The 15672-nt window shown below is 69.8% G+C and carries 14 protein-coding genes; 5 read left to right on the forward strand and 9 right to left on the reverse strand.

Going from position 1 to position 15672, the window contains the following annotated elements; all coding sequences use genetic code 11:
* Positions 1 to 3: 3 nt before the first annotated feature.
* From OX958_RS21995 to OX958_RS22010, 4 genes are all read right to left on the reverse strand, one after another.
* A complete protein-coding gene (locus OX958_RS21995) occupies positions 4 to 975 on the reverse strand; it encodes an ROK family glucokinase (RefSeq protein ID WP_270131038.1) in 972 nt (323 codons plus the stop codon).
* Positions 966 to 1388, reverse strand: a complete 423-nt coding sequence (locus tag OX958_RS22000; protein ID WP_270131040.1) for a hypothetical protein — start codon at positions 1386 to 1388, stop codon at positions 966 to 968. Before OX958_RS22000 ends, OX958_RS21995 begins: the two co-directional genes overlap by 10 nt.
* Positions 1385 to 2665: an ArsA family ATPase gene (locus OX958_RS22005; protein ID WP_270131041.1), complete on the reverse strand. Its 1281-nt coding sequence runs from the start codon at positions 2663 to 2665 to the stop codon at positions 1385 to 1387. Before OX958_RS22005 ends, OX958_RS22000 begins: the two co-directional genes overlap by 4 nt.
* Positions 2666 to 2873: 208 nt before the next feature.
* Positions 2874 to 3794 carry an SRPBCC family protein gene (locus OX958_RS22010; protein WP_270131042.1) on the reverse strand — a complete coding sequence of 307 codons (921 nt, stop codon included), beginning with the start codon at positions 3792 to 3794 and terminating at the stop codon, positions 2874 to 2876.
* Between the two features lie 128 nt (positions 3795 to 3922).
* Here OX958_RS22010 and OX958_RS22015 point away from each other — a divergent pair, with 128 nt between their 5' ends.
* Positions 3923 to 5713: an AMP-dependent synthetase/ligase gene (locus tag OX958_RS22015; RefSeq protein ID WP_270131043.1), complete on the forward strand. Its 1791-nt coding sequence runs from the start codon at positions 3923 to 3925 to the stop codon at positions 5711 to 5713.
* A gap of 34 nt (positions 5714 to 5747) precedes the next feature.
* Here the strand turns inward: OX958_RS22015 and OX958_RS22020 are convergent, their stop codons facing one another.
* Positions 5748 to 6623 (reverse strand): RNA polymerase subunit sigma-70, encoded by an 876-nt coding sequence (locus tag OX958_RS22020; protein WP_270131044.1) that lies wholly within the window; start codon positions 6621 to 6623, stop codon positions 5748 to 5750.
* Positions 6624 to 6680: 57 nt separating this feature from the next.
* Here OX958_RS22020 and OX958_RS22025 point away from each other — a divergent pair, with 57 nt between their 5' ends.
* The 4 genes from OX958_RS22025 (at position 6681) to OX958_RS22040 (ending at position 10271) form a co-directional block, all read left to right on the forward strand.
* Entirely contained in the window at positions 6681 to 7049 is a 369-nt protein-coding gene (locus OX958_RS22025; protein WP_270131045.1) for a nuclear transport factor 2 family protein, read from the forward strand.
* A gap of 198 nt (positions 7050 to 7247) precedes the next feature.
* A complete protein-coding gene (locus OX958_RS22030; RefSeq protein WP_270131047.1) occupies positions 7248 to 7679 on the forward strand; it encodes a VOC family protein in 432 nt (143 codons plus the stop codon).
* A 122-nt stretch (positions 7680 to 7801) separates the two neighbouring features.
* A complete protein-coding gene (locus OX958_RS22035; RefSeq protein WP_270131048.1) occupies positions 7802 to 8836 on the forward strand; it encodes an EamA family transporter in 1035 nt (344 codons plus the stop codon).
* Positions 8784 to 10271, forward strand: a complete 1488-nt coding sequence (locus OX958_RS22040) for a carboxylesterase/lipase family protein (protein ID WP_270131049.1) — start codon at positions 8784 to 8786, stop codon at positions 10269 to 10271. The genes OX958_RS22035 and OX958_RS22040 overlap by 53 nt, the downstream gene beginning before the upstream one ends.
* On the opposite strand, the gene OX958_RS22045 is transcribed toward OX958_RS22040, so the two are convergent.
* The 4 genes from OX958_RS22045 to OX958_RS22060 all read right to left on the reverse strand — a co-directional run bounded on the left by OX958_RS22045 (position 10253) and on the right by OX958_RS22060 (position 15654).
* Positions 10253 to 11407 carry an alanine--tRNA ligase-related protein gene (locus OX958_RS22045; RefSeq protein WP_270131050.1) on the reverse strand — a complete coding sequence of 385 codons (1155 nt, stop codon included), beginning with the start codon at positions 11405 to 11407 and terminating at the stop codon, positions 10253 to 10255. The two genes, OX958_RS22040 and OX958_RS22045, sit on opposite strands and share 19 nt — an antisense overlap.
* Before the next feature lie 326 nt (positions 11408 to 11733).
* Positions 11734 to 12891 (reverse strand): glycosyltransferase family 4 protein, encoded by a 1158-nt coding sequence (locus OX958_RS22050; protein WP_270131051.1) that lies wholly within the window; start codon positions 12889 to 12891, stop codon positions 11734 to 11736.
* Entirely contained in the window at positions 12888 to 14132 is a 1245-nt protein-coding gene (locus OX958_RS22055) for a M48 family metallopeptidase (protein ID WP_270131052.1), read from the reverse strand. The genes OX958_RS22050 and OX958_RS22055 overlap by 4 nt, the downstream gene beginning before the upstream one ends.
* Complete coding sequence (locus tag OX958_RS22060; protein ID WP_270131053.1) at positions 14125 to 15654, reverse strand: hypothetical protein; 1530 nt, start codon at positions 15652 to 15654, stop codon at positions 14125 to 14127. Before OX958_RS22060 ends, OX958_RS22055 begins: the two co-directional genes overlap by 8 nt.
* Positions 15655 to 15672 lie beyond the last annotated feature (18 nt).

A 15672-nucleotide genomic window follows, 5' to 3' on the forward strand; every position in this document is an offset into this window, starting at 1 on the left:
CGGTCACCGCGAGCTCTCCAGCGTGGGGACCGGCCGGCGGGCAACGTCGGCGGCCCCGATCAGGCCCGCGTCGTTGCCGAGCATGGCCAGCCCGAACGCCGGGTGCGGCCGGTTGGCCTTGGCGGGCAGGTTCTTCTCGAAGGCCACCTGGGCCGACCGCAGCAGCAGTTCCTTGGCCGCGCTCACGCCGCCACCGATCACGATCGTGCTCGGGTCGAACAAGGTGGCGATGCTCGCCAGCCCCTCGCCCAGCCAGCGGCCGAGGTCGTCCAGCAGCTCGACCGCGCACGGGTCACCGGCGGCTGCCGCCTCGGTGATCATCGGACCGGTCAGCTCGGCCGGATCGGTGATCCCGCAGACGCTCAGCATCTGCGCCGCGGCCAGCGAACCGGACTCGGCCTGCGCCCGGCCCTCGCGGACCAGCGCCCGCCCGGAGGCGTACTGCTCCCAGCATCCCCGGGCACCGCAGCCGCAGCGGTGGCCGCCCGGCACGACCCGCATGTGCCCGAGCTCCGCCGCGACGCCGTGCGCTCCGCGGAGGAGTTGCCCGTCGATCACCACCCCGCCGCCGATCCCGGTACCGACCGTCACGCAGACCATGTGCTCGACGTCCTTCGCGGCGCCGAAGGCGAACTCGCCCCACGCGGCCGCGTTGGCGTCGTTCTCCACCACCACCGGGATCTTCAGTGCTTCGGCCACCCGCGCGCCGAGCGGCTCGTTGCGCCAGGCGAGGTTCGGCGCGAACAGGACCGTCGAGCGGTCCGAGGAGACGAAACCGGCGGCGCCGATGCCGACCGACTCGACCTGGTGGTCCTTGATCAGTTCGGCGGCCGCTTCGACGATCGCCTGCGCCGTGGCGTCCACCGAGTCGGCCGGGGTGTCGCGGTGCGTCCGGGCGACGATGGTGCCGTCCGCGTCGACGACGCCCGCGGCGATCTTGGTGCCGCCGACGTCGATGCCGATGCTCAATCCCATGGTTCGGGGTCCTCACTCACGTCGATCCGGTCCACGCGGGGCCGGGCGGGCCGTTCGGGTTCCTGCGCCTTGGCGGTCCGCGACTCTGCGTCCTCCCGGGCCTGCCGCGCGGCCTCCGCGGCAGCTTCCAGCAGCGACCGTACCGATCCCAGTACGCCGGCCGCCGCCGTCGACAGTTGCTCGACCGTCTCGGGGCTGGTGGTGCGCACCTTCGCGATCAACTGGCAGACGGGACACCACTGGCACTCCGGCCCGCCACTGCGCGCAGTACCGTGATCGTGCTCTTCGGCTACCGGTTCGTCAGCGACCTCTTCGGCTGCCGGCGGTTCGTGGTCGTGCCGGGCAGCCTGCTGGAGTACGGCGAACAGCTTCGCGGCCTCCTCGGCCACCGAGCCCACCGGCTCCTTGCTCATCTGGTGCCCTCCGAGATCGCCGTCGGCTCGTGGTCGAACTGCTGGCTCATCTGCTCACGAATCTCCTGCGCCAGCCCCTCGACCGAGTCCAGCGAGCCGTTGGGAACAGGGCGGTCGACCGGCCTCGGCAACGGCTCGCGCGGCGCGAAGCGGATCTGCAGCCGGCCGTCGTCCAGCCGGGCCCCCGCCACGACACCGCGAGCCAGCGCGGCCGGCAACGGCAGGACGCGACGGTAGGAGCCGACCGTGATGATCAGCTCGTCGCCGTGCCTGGCAAGCTCCAGATCGCTCGCCGAGGCCAGCGGCAGCGGCATGGTCAGCGTGTAGGTGCGCCCGTCGGTGTCGATGTGCCGGTCGACCCACAGCGACGTCTCGTCGGTCGCGCGGGTGAACGGATCGTCCTTGCCGTACATCTCGACCGCGAAGGCGGCCAGCTCCTCCACGCCGACCGGCTCACAGGCGCGGTACGGCGACTCCCAGATCGGCAGCGGGCGGAACGAGTCGGCGACGTCGTCGAGGATGCCGCGCTGAGCAGCGACCCATTGCCGCCGCCAGTTGTCGGCACCGGCGGCCGGGAAGACCCGGTTCGCGATGACGCCGTCGACGCGGTACCCGAACAGGGAGAGCGTCGTCAGCGAGCGCCGGGCTTCGGCGACCACGACGGCCTCGGGCGTCAGCACCAGCCGCACGGAGGCGTCGGGACCGGTCAGCAACGTGCGGATGTCGGCCAGGTCGCTCTGCAGCCGGCGCATCGCGTCGAAGACGGTGTCGTCGGGCATCGGCAGCCCCGACGCCTTGCTCAGCAGCGGGCGGAAGGTCCGGACGACCTTGCGCTCGGCGTTGAAGATGCGGCCCAGGTACCAGGTGAGGGCGTCCGGCAGGGCGAGCAGCCGCAGGGTCTCGGCGGTCGGCGCGCAGTCGACGACGATCACGTCCCAGCGGCCGGACCGGACGTGGTCGCGCACCTCCAGCAGCGCGAGCACCTCCTCGGCACCCGGCAGTACGGTCAGCTCCTCGGCCTCGATCGGGTCGACGCCGATCACGTTCAGCACCGACCGCAGGTAGGCCTGGATGTCGCCCCAGGACCGCTCGAACCGGCGCTGGGCGTCGATCTGCTGGACGAACAGCAGGTCGTCGATCTCGGTCGGCTCGCCACCCACCTCGCTGTCGAACGCGTCCGACAGCGAGTGCGCGGCATCGGTCGAGAGCACCAGCGTGCGCAGCCCGCGCAACGCGGCAAGCGTCGCGGTACCGGCGGCCGACGTGGTCTTGCCCACGCCACCCTTACCTGTGTAAAGCAGGATCCGAGTCACTGAGATCAGAGCGTCCCGAGTCGGGGAGTGTTCGAGTGCCCGCGGTGTCCAGGTGCGTGCATCGGGGCGCCGGAGGGGCGCCCTCGATGCGGAGCATCGTGGGTGTTCGTCCGGTGCCGCGAGGTGCGTGCCTGGGCGCCGCGGGCACCGAGCAATCCCCGACTCGGGATGCTCATGACTCGACGCGCTTCTTGAGCCCCTTCAGGGCTGTGTCGATGATGACCTTCTCGGCCTTGCGCTTGAGCAGGCCGATCATCGGGATCGCCACGTCGACGGCCAGCCGGTAGGTGACCTCGGTGCCCTGGTCGCCCAGGTCACGCAGGACGTACGAGCCGTCCATCCCCTTGACCATCTTGGCCTGCACCAGCGTCCAGGTGACCTCGTTGCGGGCCCAGACGTAGTCCAGCGTGTACTCGTCGGAGATCGCCCCGGCGTCCACCTTGAAACGGACCTGTTTGGGCCGGCCCGCCTCGTCCGTGGACAGCACCTGGGTCTCCCGCATCGAGTCGGCCCATTCCGGATACGCCTCGAAATCCGCGATCACCGCCATGATCGCCTTCGGGGTCGCGTTCACGACGATGGTCGAGGTGGTCTGCTCTGCCATCGATTCACCTCTTCGCTGCCGGGACGGGTTCTGCCGGGGCCCTTCCGCGGTCGAAACTGCCGAGGTCGCTCGCGCGACCTCAGGGCCCACGCGAGAGACTATCGCGGGTTCGTAGCCCGGCCTGACCTCACCTGCGGCGCGGCCCTGTTCGAGTTCGTCCTTCAGCCGCCAGATGCGCTGCCGGTACCGCGCGACGTACCGCTCCTGGAGCCTGCGCAGCCGGCGCGGCCCGGCCGGCCGGGCGGGGTCGACCCGGAGGTACCAGTGCACGACGACGCCGTCGCGGACCTCCTCCAGCCACCACTCCGCAGTACCGATCGCGGCGCCGGTGACCGCCCATCTGACCCCTTCGAGGCCGCGGCGCTCCGACACGGTCAGGGTCAGCTCGGGCCACCACTCACGCCAGAGGGGGTCAGCGCCGAGCCGGGCGGCCACGTAGGCTGGATCAGCAACGACCAAGTCGTCGCAACTGATGTCGAGCGCCGGCATGCCTGAGTCCTAGGTGTCCTGTGTCCCGTGGGTCACACAAATCTGGCTACTTGTGGGTAAGTGACTGTAGCGTGCGCCGGAGTCGACCCGTCTTGACCGACACAGCGTGACCGACTGAGGAGACGCCGATGCGCGAGTACACCACCCCTGCCGTGATCGAGCCACCGACCACCGGCGGCTTGAGCGATCCTGTCTGGGCGAACGCGTCCTCCCATCCTGACACCCCCGTGTTCAGCCGGCGGGTCGAGGGCGGCTGGCTGGACATCACGGCGGCCGAGTTCGCTCACCAGGTGAGCGGGGTGGCGAAGGGCCTGATCGCGGCCGGGGTGAAGCACGGCGAGCGGGTCGCGCTGCTGAGCGCCACGCGGTACGAGTGGACGTTGATCGACTACGCGATCTGGAGTATCGGCGCGGCCACCGTGCCGATCTACGAGACCTCGTCGGCCTCGCAGATCCAGTGGATCCTGACCGACTCCGAGGCGGTCGTGGCGGTCGTCGAGAACGCCGCGCACGGCGCTGTCGTCGAGTCCGCCAGGGCCGAGGCGCCGGCGCTGCAGGAGGTCTGGCAGCTCGAGTCGGGGGCCGTCGAGCAGCTCACGGTGCTCGGCCAGGACATCTCCGACGCCGAGCTGGACAAGCGGCGTACGGCGGTCGTGCCCGGTGACCTGGCGACGCTGATCTACACCTCCGGCACCACCGGCCGGCCGAAGGGCTGCAAGATCAGCCACGCCAGCTTCATGGACGAACTCGGTACCGCGACGAAGGTGCTGCCGGACCTGTTCCGGCTGGAGGGCGCGTCGACGCTGCTGTTCCTGCCGCTGGCGCACGTGTTCGCGCGGATCATCCAGGTCGGCTGCGTGATGATGCGGGTCAAGGTCGGGCACACCGCCGACGTGAAGAACCTGGTGGCCGACCTCGGGGAGTTCAAGCCGACCTTCATCCTGAGTGTGCCGCGGGTGTTCGAGAAGGTGTTCAACACCGCCAGCCAGACCGCGCACGCGGCCGGCAAGGGCAAGATCTTCGACGCCGCGGCCGCGACCGCGATCGCCTACTCGGAGGCGCAGGACAAGGGCGGACCGGGCCTCGGACTCAAGGCCAAGCACGCGTTGTTCGACAAGCTCGTCTACGGCAAGCTCCGCGCGGTACTCGGTGGCGAGGTCGACTACGCGGTCTCCGGCGGCGCGCCACTGGGTGACCGGCTCGGTCACTTCTTCCGCGGGATCGGCGTACCGGTGCTGGAGGGCTACGGCCTGACCGAGACGACGGCCGCCGTCGCCGTGAACCTGCCGAACGACATCCGGGTGGGGACCGTCGGCCGGCCGCTGCCCGGGGTGACGGTCGCCGTCGCCGACGACGGTGAGCTGTGCTTCAAGGGTGGCCAGGTGATGCTCGGCTACTGGAAGAACGACGAGGCCACCGCGGCGGCGATCGACCCGGACGGCTGGTTCCACACCGGCGATCTGGGCGAGTTCGACGCGGACGGCTTCATCAGGATCACCGGCCGCAAGAAGGAGATCCTGGTGACGGCCGGCGGCAAGAACGTCGCTCCCGCCGTCCTGGAGGACCGGATCCGGCTGCACCCGCTGGTCAGCCAGTGCATGGTCGTCGGCGACGGCAAGCCGTTCATCGCGGCGCTGGTGACGATCGACCCGGAGACCATCGGCGCCTGGGCCACCAAGCACGGCAAGCCCAACGAGATGTCGTCCCTGGCCACCGACCAGGACCTGATCGCCGAGGTGCAGAGCGCGATCGACGAGGCCAACACGGCGGTCTCGAAGGCCGAGGAGATCAAGAAGTTCCGGATCCTGGAGCACGACTGGACCCAGGAGAACGGCGAGCTCTCCCTCAAGCTCTCACTGCGCCGCCACATCGTGATGGAGAAGCACGTGGCCGACGTCGAATCGCTCTACAGCAAGTAGCCGAACCGGACGTCGGCAGGCCGAACCGCTGTAGTCAAAGGGGTTTCAGGAAGCGCGTGATGGTGCTGATGCGGTCGCCGCTGACGGTCAGGACGAGTTGGCCGGTGTCCGTGCGGTGCGAACCGTTCACGAAGTAGCAGCTGTACGCCGGGTGCAGGTTGGCGCCGGCGGGCTCCAGGACCAGGGTTGAGATGCGGGCGGAGGCGCTCGCTTCTAGGAACGCGGCGATCGCCGAAGGACCGACGTACTCGTGCGGAGCAGGTGGCATGGCCAGCCAGGCGTCGTCGGTGAGCAGGGTGGTGATGGTCGCGATGTCGTCGGCCATGAAGGCTTCGGCGAAGCGCTCGGCGACCCGGCGTTCGGTTTTGGCGTCGCGAGGTGCCGCGGGGGTGCGGACCGAGGCGCGGGCTCGTTGCAGAGCGCCTTTGACTGCGGTCGGGGTGGTGTCGAGCAGATCGGCAGCCTCGGCGACGGGGAAGTCGAGGACCTCGACCAGGATCAGCGCGGCGGCCTGGCGTGGGGGCATCCGCTGCAGCGCGGTGATGAAGGCGAGCTGGATCGTCTCCCGCCGGACGAGCAGCTCGTCCAGCAGCGCATCGGGGTACGGCTGGAGCCAGGTGACGTCGCCGCGACGCGAGGGTTCGGGTGGTTCGAAGGGTGGCAACGGTTCGGCGGGCGGGCGGCGTTTGCCGTCGCGGATGGCGTTGAGGCAACGGTTGGTAGCGATCCGGTAGAGCCACGTGCGCAGCGACGCGCGGCCCTTGAACGAGTCGAGGCCGCGCCAGGCGGCCAGCAGGATCTCCTGCAGTACGTCGTCCGCGTCGGTGACCGAGCCGAGCATGCGATAGCAGTGCAGGTGCAACTCGCGCCGGTACGGTTCGACCAGTTCCTCGTAGGTCTGCTCCCCCATCGCCACATCGTGCCAGCCGACCGTTCCGATCGGCGGCCGCGCGGTGTCTACCCGAGCATGACGAAACCACTCGATGTCGTGCTCGCCTACCACCAGGCCTGGACCACCCAGGACTTCGACCGCGCGATGACCTATCTCGCCGCCGATCTCGTCTGCCACGCGCCGGCGGGCCGGCTGGAAGGCGCCGAGGCGTTCCGGGCGTTCATGGAACCGTTCTCGCGGATCCTGATCAGCTCGCGAATCATCGGGGCCTTCGGCGACGAGACCGCCGCGATGCTGATCTACGACACCAGCACCCACCCGGTCGCCGACGCCCCCGGCGCCGAGTTCCACACCGTGCGCGACGGGAAGATCGCCGAACTGCGCATCATTTTCGACCGCCTGCCCTTCGAGCAGGCCAGGGCCGTACACAGCGACAGGCAGTAGTCCACGCGGTGCCGGGTCGCCGAGCGCGCTTGCCGCTCAGCGACCCGGCCGGACAGCGACTACTGCCTGTCGTTGTGTCCGGTCACTCAGCGGCTCAGAAACTGGTCGAAAAAGTGCTCAGTTGATGAGCACTTCTGGGTCGCATGATGGTGTCAACGAGGTGGACGACCACCCCGACACCGACCCAGGGAGTACCCGATGTTCCGCGGATTCGCCACCATCAGCTTCTACGCCGACGACCTCGCCGCAGCCCGCGACTGGTACGCCGAACTGCTCGGCCAGCAGGCGTACTTCGCGTTCCCGCCCGCGCCCGCCCCGCCGGCGTACCTGGAGTTCCGGGTCGGCGACGACGCCGACGAACTCGGCTTCATCGACCGCAAGTACGCCCCGCCCGGCGCCTCCAACGCCCCCGGCGGCGCGGTGATGCACTGGCACGTCGACGACCTCGCCGGCACCTTCGAGAAACTGCTTGCGATGGGCGCCAAGGAGTACCAGCCCATCACGAAGCACAGCGACAGCGACTTCACCACCGCCTCGGTCGTCGACCCCTTCGGCAACGTCCTCGGCATCATGCACAACCCGCACTACCTGGAGATCCTCGAAGCCCGCGCGACTTCCCAAGCAAGCTGACGCAGCATGCCCGCGTCCGCCTGCTGAATCTCCGCCTCGACGCCATGTAATGGGTGTGACATGGTTATGCCCATGTACAGGTTCCCGGTCGTCACGGTCGGGTGAAGTGGGTGGGAGGTGGCATGGGGATGGCGCAGGATGCTGCTCGGACCAAGTCCGTCGGGCTCGGGTTCGCTGTGTTCTCGGCGATCACTTTCGGCGGATCGGGGCCGTTCGCGAAGGCGTTGATCGGTGCCGGGATGTCGCCTCAACAGGCTGCCTGGCTGCGGATTCTCGGCGCTGCCGCCCTGCTCGTTCCGTTGGTGCTGATCTTCCGTGGCCGTTCCGGGCTGCGCTCCGCCCGGGCCAGCTGGCCGCAACTGGTGCTCTACGGCCTGACCGGGATCGCAGGCTGCCAGACGCTGTTCTTCATCGCTGCCAGCCGGCTGCCGGTCGGCATCGCGATCCTGCTCGAGTTCAGCGGTCCGGTGCTCGTCGTCGGGTGGCTCAAGTTCGGCCGCAAGGTGGCCGTACCGAAATCGGCCGCGCTCGGCGTCGTCATCGCGCTCGCCGGTCTGGCCGTGGTGGTGGAGATCTGGTCGGGGCTCCAGCTCGACCTGATCGGCCTGCTCGCCGGGCTGGGCGCGGCGGCCTGCCAGGCGACGTACTTCATCCTGATCGACAAGCTCACCGGCCTGGCCGATCCGCTGGTGATGACCGCGGCCGGCAGCGTCGTCGGCGCGCTCGTGCTGACCGCGATCTCCGCGCCCTGGTCGATGCCCTGGCACACGCTGACCGACACCATCGCGATCGGCGAGCGATCCGCGCCGGGCTGGATCTTCGCGACCTGGCTGATCGTGGTCAGCACCGTGGTCGCCTACCTGGCCGGCGCGGCCGCGGTGCAGCGGCTGTCGGCGGCCGTCGGCGGTGCGGTCGCGTACGTCGAGGTGGTGGCGGCGAGCGTCTTCGCGCTGCTGCTGCTCAACGAGAAGCTCGACACCAACCAGATCATCGGCGGCGTGATCGTGCTGCTCGGCGCCTTCGTGGCGCAGTCGTCCGTCGGCAAGGTCTCACCGCCGGCCATCCCCGACGATGATCGGCCACCGACCGTGGATGATGAACTTCATGGACTCGATCGCGGTGACATCGTCGGGGCATCTCCGGGGCACGACCACTGACGGGATCACTGCCTACCTGGGCATCCCGTACGCCGCCGACCCGGCCGGCCCCAAGGCCTTCCAGGCACCCGAGCCCGCGCCGGCCTGGGACGGCGTACGGGATGCGACGGCACTCGGTGCGACCGCGCCGCAACCTCCCTACGAGCGGCCGTACGACGTACTGCTGACCAACCCGCTGACGCCGGGCGCGGCGTTCCTCAACCTCAACGTGTGGACGCCGGGCGGCTCCGGCTTGCCCGTACTGGTCTGGCTGCACGGCGGCGCCTTCCGCAACGGCTCGAACGCGACCCCGGCGTACGACGGAACCGCCTTCGCGCGGGACGGCGTGATCCTGGTGAGCGTCAACTACCGGCTCGGCGTCCAGGGCTTCGGCGTGATCGAGGACGCGCCGAGCAACCGCGGACTGCTCGACCAGTTGGCCGCGCTGCGCTGGGTGCAGGACAACATCGCGGCCTTCGGCGGTGACCCGGGTCGCGTGACGATCGCCGGGCAGTCGGCCGGCGGGATGAGTGTCGCGACGCTGATGTCGATCCCTTCCGCGCAAGGGCTTTTCCAGCGCGCGATCGTGCAGAGCGGATCAGCGGCGGCCACCGCGCTCGCGGCCGACGGCGCGGTGGTGACCGCCGAGGTGGCGAAGCGGCTCGGGGTGGCGTCGTCCGTGGCCGGGTTCTCCGGTGTGGCGATCGACGACCTGATCGCGGCCCAACGGGTGGTCGCGCTGGAACTGCGGCAGAACCCGGATCCGGCCCGCTGGGGCGCGACCGTGATCAGCGCGGGCGGCGGCATCATGCCGTTCTTCCCGGTGATCGACGGTGAGCTGATCCACGAGCGGCCGATCGACGCGATCGCGGCCGGCGCCGCCGCGGGAGTCGACCTGCTGACCGGCGCCACGACCGAGGAGATGCGGCTCTTCTCCATCCCCTCCGGCATGGCCGCCGCGATCACCGCCGAGGCACTGCCGGTGCTGCTCGGCCAACAAGGTGTGCCGCCGGCGATCGTCGCGGCGTACGTCGCGAACCGCCCCGGCCTGACACCGGGTGAGGTCTTCGGCGACATCGTGGGCGACACGTTCTTCACGTTGCCGACCCTTCGGCTCGCCGCCGCCCAGCGGAGACACGCGACGGCGTACCTGTACGAGTTCGACTGGAAGTCCCCGCTGGCCGGGCTGGGGGCGTGTCACGCGCTGGAACTGCCGTTCGTGTTCGACACGCTCGCGACCGCGACCTCACCCCTGTACGGCGAAGCGCCGCCGCAGCGGGTGGCCGACCAGATGCACGCGGCCTGGGTCGCCTTCGCCACCACGGGCCGGCCGGGCTGGCCGCCGTACGACGCGACCACCCGGCCGGTGATGACCTTCACCCACCCGGATTCCCTGCTGGTCGAGGATCCGCGTGCCGCGGAGCTCGCGTTGTGGGGTCACCCCACCAGCGACTGAACGAGGTCACGCGGCAGGCCGTGCGTCTCGTGCAGGTACTCGAAGTCGCTTTCGTCGAGCGTCTTGTGGAACCTCTCGTGACTGAGGATCACGCGGCCCCGGTCCAGCAGATTACTGAACCGGATCTCCTCGTCGATCAGGATCCGGCGGACCAGGCTGAGCACCTCGCCCTGGTGGAAATGCCGGCTGGTGTGCTCGAACAGCTCCATCGGCAGGTCGGACAGCGTCCGGGTGTCGTCGGAGCGCCAGAGCAACGTCAGCACACGGCGGATCAGACGGCGCAGCACGTAGCCGCGGCCGGTGTTCGACGGGTGCACCCCGTCGCCGACGATCACCATGCTGGACCGCAGGTGGTCGATGACGATCCGCTCGTCCTGCTCGTCAAGCTTCCACAGCTCGGGCACGATCCGCGTCCAGGGCTCGAACAGCTCCGTTTCGTAGACCGATTTCTTACCCTCCAGCAGCATCGCCAGCCGCTCCAGGCCGAGACCGGTGTCGATGTTTCGCTGCTGCAGCGGTTCGAGCGAGCCGTCCTCGTGCCGCCGGTAGCGCATCATCACGTGGTTCCAGACCTCGACCCAGCGGTCGTCGGTGGTCGGCGTGCCCTCGGGCTCGCCGTCGCCGGTCCAGACGAAGATCTCCGAGTCCGGGCCGCACGGTCCGGTCGGGCCGTTCGACCACCAGTTGTCGCCGGTGGTCAGCTCGATCGGCAGCCCGATGCTCTGCCACGTCCGCAACGACTCCTGGTCGAGCGGAACCTGGTCGTCACCACCGAACACGGTGACCGACAGCTTGCCGGGTTCGATCCCGAAGTGCTCGGTCAGCAGCTCGTACCCCCAGCGCAGCGTCTGTTCGCTGCCGTAGTCGCCGAGCGACCAGGAGCCGAGCATCTCGAACACGGTCAGGTGGGTCGGATCGCCCACCTCGTCCAGGTCGGTGGTGCGCAGACATCGCTGCACGCCGACCAGCCGGCGGCCGAGTGGATGCGGATCGCCTTCCAGATAAGGCGTCAGCGGATGCATCCCCGAGGTCGTGAACAGCACCGGGTCGCCCGGCCGCGGGATCAGCGAGGATCCCGTGGTGGGGATGTGCTTGCGCTGGGAGAAGAAGTCGACGAAGGTCTGGTCGATGGTCATCACGGTGGTCCTTTGCAGTCGAAAGACCGGAAAGCGACCGAGCCGGGGCAACAAAAAACCGGCGGACCGTTTCCGGTCGCCGGTGGGGTGGAGCAGAGGTCAGGCAGCGGCAGCCGGAGAGCACGAAGCTCGTACGGCTACTGCGACGAAGGTCAGCTGCTGCATGACCACAGAATACACACGCGGTGCGCAGGGCAACAGTGAGACCCGGACCGCCATCACGGACCAACCTCCCACAGAGGGAGCGAAAACGGCAGAGTCGAGCGTGGCGACGGCGAGTTTTCCGGGTGAGCCGACGGTTGGTGTGTGGTGGCGGTCCGGGCCGGTCAGTGAACGTCCAGCAGTTCCCGGAGCAGGCGGCCGGAGCGCGCCCAGGTCCACTGTGTTCGCACCCACGCGCGGCCGGCTTCACCCATGGCTCGGGCGCGCGCCGGGTCGGTGAGCAGTTCGGTGATGCGGAGCGCGGTGGCCACCGGGTTGTACGGGTCGACCAGATAGCCGGTCTCGCCGTGCTTCACGGTGTCGGGGGCGCCGCCCGAGTCGCCGACGACGACCGGCTTGCCGACCGCCGAGGCTTCCAGGGTGACGATGCCGAGAGCTTCGGGTTCGAGCCCGAAACGCCTGGTGCGGCAGGGCATCGCGAAGACATCCGCGGCATCGACATACGGCGGGATGTCCGCCCACGGCACGGCGCCGGTGAAGCGCACGGCGTGCGCCACTCCGGTCCGTCGAGCCAGTTCCTCCAGCCGGGCCCGGTCCGGCCCGCCACCGACGATCAGCAGCACAGCCTCCGGTACGACGGCCAGCACCCGCGGCCATCCCTGGATCAGCGTGTCCTGCCCCTTGCGCGCCACCAGCCGCGAAACGCAGGCCACCACCGGCACACCTTCGAGCCCGAGCCCCTTGCGTACCTGCTCTCCCCCGCAGTCCGGGAAGAACCTCGAGGTGTCGACGCCAGGTGTCAGCCGCCGCATCCGGGCCGCCGCTCCCGGCGAGAGCGCCGGCGCGATCTGCTTCTCGCACCAGCCCGACACCGACGTCAGGGTGTCGGCCGCGTCGCCGATCCGCCTCAACGCCTGACGCGTTCCCGGCGTACCGGCCCACCAGGTCTCGTGTCCGTGGGTCAGGGCAACGATCCGTCGCGCACCGGCCTCACGTAACGCCGGCCCCATCAGCCCGAGCGGCGCCGCCGCGCCGAAGACAACCTGCTCCGCGCCGTACTCCCGCATCACCCGTACCGCGCTCCGGGTGACCCTTGCTGTCGGCAACAACATGGGGGTCCGGTCCCGCACCACCGGGAACGGCAGGGCCGCGTCGTACTCCGCGGCCGCCGGCATCCGTGCCGTGAACACCACCACGTCGGGCAGCTCGTCGCACAACGACCGCACGAACGTCTCGATCCCGCCCTGCCGCGGCGGGAAGTCGTTGGTGACGACCAGCACCTGACCGGGGTGGTGGGGTGGGGTCGGAATCGGCAGAGTCACTTCCGGACCAGCGGCGGCACGGGATCGCCGTGCTCCAGTCCCCACGCGCGCGCCATCGCCATCCGCTCGGGTGGCGTCGGGTGGCTGGCGAACATCCAGTACCGCCAGCGGCTCGGCTCGAGCCCGGAGATGTTGCGCACGGACAGCCGGTGCTGCATCTCGACGAAGTCGCCGGGATCATCGGTCAGCCGCAGCGAGTGGTAGTCGGCGCGGGCCTCGATCTTGCGGCTGATCAGATTCTGCACCGGCGCGGCCAGCGTCGTACCGGCGACGATCAGTGCCAGCAACAACGCCGTACTGCGCGGATCCGCCATCCGGGCTCCCACCAGCAACCGCAGCAGCACGATCGCGAACGCCGAGCCGAGCGCACCCACCAGAGTGCCGTGCAGCACGTCGTCCTCAGCCGCGTGACCCAGCTCGTGCGCGACCACCAGCCGCACCTGCTGCGGCGTCGCGCCCGACAACAGTGTGTCGTAGACGACCAGCCGCCTGGTCGAGCCGAATCCGGACACATAGGCGTTCAGCGCGGTCGTCCGCTTGGAAGCGTCGGCGACCAGCACGTCCCGTACCGGTACGCCGTCCTGGCGCGCGAGCTCCATGAACTCGTCGCGCTGCGCCCCGGCCGGCATCGAGGTGAAGTCGTTGAAGCGCGGCTCGACCAGCACCGGATAGGCGAAGGAGACGCCGAGCACCAGCACGGCACAGGCGATCGCGGCAGGTGCCCACCACCAGGTGCGCCATCGCTTGGCCAGGGCAACGAGTCCGAGACTGATGGCCACCAGCGCCGCCGACATCAGCAGCCAGTTCACCGCGCGGTCGCGCAACCACAGGTCCCACGCTTCGGTCGACAGCCCGTACTTCCGGGTGACGCGTTCGGCCATCACGTCCGTCGGCAGGGTGACCAGGCCGGCGAGCAGACCGAGGCCGAGCACCACCACCGGAACGGCCAGCCACCAGTGGCGGATCCGCGTCACGGCGTACAGGCGGCGGCCGAGGGGGCTGAAGCCGATCGCCAGCGGGACCAGCAGCGAGAGCACCCAGGAGGTCGTTGACCAAGGCAACAACTCGCTCCGGAACCGTTGCTGGCGGTCGATCTCGGCCGCGGTGAAGTCGAGCGCGGCGTCGGGTTCCGGCAGGTCGATCAGGTGCCAGGGCGTGGTCGCGACGATCACCGCGACGAGAGCGGCGGCGAGCAGCAGGGCGGCTCCGCGCGGGGCCCATCGGGTGGCCCGCTCAGACACCGGCGAGCCTCTTCAGGTACCGCTGCCAGTCGGCGGTGAACTCCTGCTCGGTGGTCCCGAGCACGGTACGGAACGCGTCGGCCAGCCCGGTCGGGCTCTTCGACGCGTGCACGGCCCGGTAGAACTTCACCAGCTTGGCTTGCCCTTCCCGCTCCTCGATCAGCCGGCAGGCCAGCCAGCCGGACTCGTAGGCCAGGGGCAGTTCGGCCGACGAGGCGGCGAACGCTTCCGCGGTGGGCAGCGTCTTCGGCACCTTGCCGGCCCGGACCGCCTTGAACAGCTCCTTCGCCGCCGATTCGTCCTGGACGGACACGGCGGTGAAGGCGACGTAGTCGGCGAAACCCTCGGCCAGCCACAACGGCACCGGGGAGGCGGTCGCGTTGGAGGCCACGTGGGTGGTCTCGTGGGTCAGCACGATCCGGCGGCCCTGCTTGCCGAGCTCCTCGAACAGCTTCGGGTTGGCGACCACCCGCAACGGCGCACCGGCCATCGGGGTGTCCAGCTCGGCCATCGTGACCGCGGCGATCTGCGAGTAGGTGCCGGGCTGGGCGCCGAGCACGAACTCCATCTCGGACTGCTTGGCGGGCAGGTAGACGACCGCCTTCTGCTTCCAGTTCTTGCCCCAGACCTTGGTCACCGACTCGACCGCTCGATCCGTCACGGTCGAGTAGTCGTCGGCGTCGGCCTGCGAGTCCAGGCTGATCACCAGGCTGTGCTCGGCCTTGGCGACCTCGATCCCGCCGAGCGCCCAGATCGGCCGCCGCTGACCGGCCACGAAACGCTCGCTGAAGGACGCCGCGTACGTCGTACCGTCGCGGGTGACGAAGGTCACCGGCAGGGTCTCCCGGGCCGGTTTGGCGTCGAAGCCGGTGAGCTGCCAGGACACCTCGACCTGCGCGAGCCAGGACTCGGTGCCGCCCAGCTCGGCCTGCCGGTCCGGGGCCAGCGCGCCGGTGTCGTCACTGACGTAGCGCAGCTTGAAGGCGGCCAGCGGCAACTTGCCGAGATTGCTGTAGATGGTCCGCGCCTGCCCGTCGAACGCGGTGGCCTTCGGGTCGATCGTCTCCAGGAAGCTCGACTTGCGCTCGTCCTGGATCGCGTCGGCCATCCGCTGCAGCACGGCCTGGCCCTCGGCGGCCCGGCGGACGCCTTCGGCGGCCTCGTCGGGGGTCGTCTTGTCAGCGGCCGGCGTCTGCGCACTGTTGGTGGGGGCGTTGGGGTCCGGTGGCGCGTCCGCGATCTTGCGCAGACCGGCGAAACCGGCGGCGCCGACCAGACAGACTGCGAGACCGAGCGCGACCCTTCGGACGATCGGCCCGTGCCCGGACGTCCAGGTGTGCACCGCCTGGATCGCGGTCGGGCGGCCCGGCCCTTCCCCGACGGCGTGCTGCGCCGGGATCTGGATCGTCGTCTGCTCCGATGGCGAGACCCGCTCCTCGCCGTCCCCCGGTGGCAGCGTGCCGCCGCGTTCGTCGACCACCTCGGCCCCTCGCTGCTCGCCTGCCCCAGTCAGGGGAGTCACTTCAGGTGCCTCCCGGGA

The sequence above is a fragment of the Kribbella sp. CA-293567 genome, assembly GCF_027627575.1.
Taxonomy (GTDB): Bacteria; Actinomycetota; Actinomycetes; order Propionibacteriales; family Kribbellaceae; genus Kribbella.